Source organism: Streptomyces sp. NPDC059900 (assembly GCF_050270335.1).
GTDB lineage: Bacteria > Actinomycetota > Actinomycetes > Streptomycetales > Streptomycetaceae > Streptomyces.
Window position 1 is genome coordinate 1 of record NZ_JBNNJZ010000719.1, and the last position, 3,698, is coordinate 3,698.

The 3,698-nt window shown below is 68.5% G+C and carries 3 protein-coding genes; 1 reads left to right on the top strand and 2 read right to left on the bottom strand.

The features are described from left to right. Nucleotides 1–226 precede the first annotated feature (226 nt). The gene (locus tag ACQKIP_RS42660; protein ID WP_365864698.1) at nucleotides 227–694 is read left to right on the top strand and encodes a hypothetical protein; all 468 of its coding nucleotides are present in this window, start codon (nucleotides 227–229) and stop codon (nucleotides 692–694) included. A 12-nt stretch (nucleotides 695–706) separates the two neighbouring features. On the opposite strand, the gene ACQKIP_RS42665 is transcribed toward ACQKIP_RS42660, so the two are convergent. Continuing rightward, nucleotides 707–1,885, bottom strand: coding sequence for a polyamine ABC transporter substrate-binding protein (locus ACQKIP_RS42665; RefSeq protein WP_365864699.1), 1,179 nt, complete (start codon nucleotides 1,883–1,885; stop codon nucleotides 707–709). Between the two features lie 218 nt (nucleotides 1,886–2,103). Next, nucleotides 2,104–3,543, bottom strand: a complete 1,440-nt coding sequence (locus ACQKIP_RS42670; RefSeq protein ID WP_365864701.1) for a gamma-aminobutyraldehyde dehydrogenase — start codon at nucleotides 3,541–3,543, stop codon at nucleotides 2,104–2,106. Between the last annotated feature and the right edge of the window lie 155 nt (nucleotides 3,544–3,698).

Sequence of the window (3,698 nt, forward strand, 5' to 3'; positions counted from 1 at the left end):
GCGAGGCCAGGTCGATCTGATTGGCGGGGGTGTCCGCCGCGAACACCGGGGACGAGACGGCCGCGGTGAGAAGGACGGCGGGCAGAGCGGCGACCACCGCACGGAGGCCGGTTCGCTTGGGCATCACTTTCGTTCCTCTTCTCGTCGCGAGCCGTGCAGTTACCTATGAAACGGAACGCGACTCGCGGGTGTTCAAATGGAGCCCGCGAATCAAGGAGGCCCGGCCGTGGTGGCCCAGTGGGACTGGACGAGTGGCGAAGGGCTGCTCGGCATTGACGACCCCGCCGAGTGGGACGCGGCCTACGAGCGCGGCGAGCAGCACCTCGGTACGGCCGCGATCGGGCTGGCCTTCAACTGCGCGCTGGAGGAGGCATCGCCCCGCATCCTCAGGGCGATGCGCCTGGCCGACCGCGGCCAGCGCGGCTTCGCGTACACCGCGGCGGGCACCGCGGCCCGCCTCAACGGAGAGCTGACACCGGAGCTGTACGCCGCGCTGCGTGCGGAGGGTCACGGCGGCTTCGCGCAGACGGCCGTCGACGACACCCTCGACTACGTGCCGTTTGTGAAACTGCCCCTGTGGTTCAAGTGGCGGACGGTCGCGTCGAAGGCGGCGGACAAGCTGAAGACCTGGCAGCTGACCATCACTTACGCGGCCGAGGACACCCGGGAAGCCCTGCGCCGGCGCCGCTCCTGAAGGACGCCCCCGCTACAGCCCCGCGATCGCGTTCCACCGCTTGGCGAACTCCGTCCGCTCCTGTGACGTGATGTCCCGCGCGATCGCGAGCCGCCCCCGCATCGCGTCGTCCGGGAAGATCAGCGGGTCCTCGGCAAGGGCAGCCAGCTCCTTGTCCTTGGACGAGGCGAGGACGTCGCGCGCGGCCGGGACCGGGCAGACGTAGTTGACCCAGGCGGCGAGCTCGGCGGCCACCTCGGGCTCGTAGTAGTAGTCGACGAGCCGTTCCGCGTTCCGCTTGTGGCGGGCCAGGTTGGGGATCATCAGGGATTCCGCCCAGAGTTCCGCCCCCTCCTCGGGGACGACGAACTCGATGTCCGGGTCGTCCGCCTGGAGCTGGATGACGTCGCCGCTGTAGGCCTGACAGGCCAGGACGTCGCCGCTGGAGAGGTCCTTGATGTAGTCGTTGCCGGTGAAGCGACGGATGTGCTTGGAGGAGACCAGCTTCTCCACCCGGTCGCACATCCGGTGGAAGTCGTCTGCCTTCCACTTGGTGATGTCGACGCCGTCGCCCTGCATGAGCAGCGCGAACGACTCGTCGAGCCCCGAGAGCAGCGTGACGCGGCCCTTGAGATCGTCGTCCCACAGGTCGGATACGTGCTTGATCTCCCGGCCCAGCCTGCGCTTGTTGTACGCGATGCCGGTGATGCCGGACTGCCAGGGCACGGTGTTCTTGCGGCCGGGGTCGAAGCCGGGTGAACGCAGCAGCGGGTCGAGGTACTTGGTGACGTTCGGCTGCCGGGCGCGGTCCATCTCCTGCACCCAGCCGAGCCGCACGAAGCGCGCGCACATCCAGTCGCTGATGACGATGAGGTCGCGGCCGGTCTCCTGGTGGTTCATCAGGGAAGGGCTGATCTTGCCGAAGAACTCGTCGTTGTCGTTGATCTCCTCCGTGTAGCGGACGTCGATGCCGGTCCGCTTCTCGAAGGCGTCGAGCGTGGGCCGCTTGGCCGAGTCATCGTCGTCGGTGTCGATGTACAGCGGCCAGTTGGCGAAGGTCAGGCTCTTGTCCCGGCGCGAGCGGTCCTCCGCTCCGCGTTCCCCGGGCCCGATGTACGCGGCGGGCACCCCGCACCCCGCGAGCGCGCCGACGGCCGCCCCGCCGCCGAGGACACGCAGCAGGGACCGGCGGGAGACGGACCGGCGGGACACTGAGGAGGCTGCTCTGGGGTTCGCTCGCACTCCGGCAGCATGCGCCCGCGTCTCACGCGGGGGCAATGGACGCTGCGTCGAGCCGGGCGGCCGGGAAGCGACACCCTGTCGATCACCGTGCGCGGCCGCGGAGTTGACACAGCACCGCCCCCGCGCACATGTCGTACGCGGGGGCGGAATCCGGCGTCCCTCAGGGGAGCGCGGGGAACTGCGCGGCCTCAGCCCTCGATCGACGTCATCACGTGCTTGATGCGCGTGTAGTCGTCGAAGCCGTACGCCGAGAGGTCCTTGCCGTAGCCGGACTTCTTGAAGCCGCCGTGCGGCATCTCCGCGACCAGCGGGATGTGCGTGTTGATCCAGACGCAGCCGAAGTCGAGGACCTTGGACATGCGCATCGCACGCGCGTGGTTCTGCGTCCAGACCGAGGACGCAAGGGCGTAGTCCACGCCGTTCGCGTACGACACGGCCTGCGCCTCGTCCGTGAAGGACTGGACGGTGATGACCGGGCCGAAGACCTCGTTCTGGATGATCTCGTCGTCCTGCTTGAGGCCGGAGACGACGGTCGGGGCGTAGAAGAAGCCTTTCTCGCCGACCCGCTGACCACCGGCCTCGACCTTGGCGTGCGCCGGGAGGCGGTCGATGAAGCCGGAGACCTGCTTCAGCTGGTTGGCGTTGTTGAGCGGGCCGAAGAGCACGTCCTCGTCGTCCGGCTGGCCGGTCTTCGTGTCGGCCGCGGCCTTGGCGAGCGCGGTGACGAACTCGTCGTGGATGGACTCGTGGACGAGCACGCGCGTGGCGGCCGTACAGTCCTGGCCCGCGTTGAAGAAGCCCGCCACGGAGATGTCCTCGACGGCCTTGGCGATGTCGGCGTCCTCGAAGACGACGACCGGCGCCTTGCCGCCCAGCTCCAGGTGGACCCGCTTGAGGTCCTTGGAGGCGGACTCGGCGACCTGCATGCCGGCGCGCACGGAACCGGTGATGGAGGCCATCGCCGGGGTGTGGTGCTCGACCATCGCACGGCCGGTGTCACGGTCGCCGCAGACGACGTTGAAGACGCCCTTGGGGACGATGGAGCCGATGATCTCGGCCATCAGGACGGTCGACGCGGGGGTCGTGTCCGAGGGCTTGAGGACGACGGTGTTGCCCGCGGCGAGCGCCGGGGCGAACTTCCATACGCCCATCATCATCGGGTAGTTCCACGGCGCGACCTGCGCGCAGACACCGATCGGCTCGCGGCGGATGATGGAGGTCAGACCCTCCATGTACTCGCCGGCCGCGCGGCCTTCGAGCATCCGGGCCGCGCCCGCGAAAAAGCGGATCTGGTCGACCATGGGCGGGATTTCCTCGGACCGCGTGAGCCCGGTCGGCTTGCCCGTGTTCTCGACCTCGGCCGCGATGAGCTCCTCGGCGCGCTCCTCGAACGCGTCGGCGATCTTGAGGAGGTACTTCTGGCGCTCGCCCGGCACCAGGTCACGCCAGGCAGGGAACGCGGCGGCGGCCGCCTCCATGGCGGCGTCGACGTCGGCCTGCCCCGACAGGGGCGCGGTTGCGTAGGACTCGCCGTTGGCGGGGTTGACCACTTCGGTGGTCCGGCCGTCGGCGGCGTCCCGGAATTCTCCGTCGATGTAGTTACGCAGGCGGCGCAGCTCGGTGGTCACTTCCGGCCCTCCAGTCAGATGTCCAGTGGATGAGACACCCACCCTAGTCGGTACACCGACGCTTTCAACATACCCGGGGGCCCGTAGCTGCGAAATCCGTGACTATTGAAGCTTCAGACAACGAATTTCATCGATCTGACCTTGCGGAACTGTCG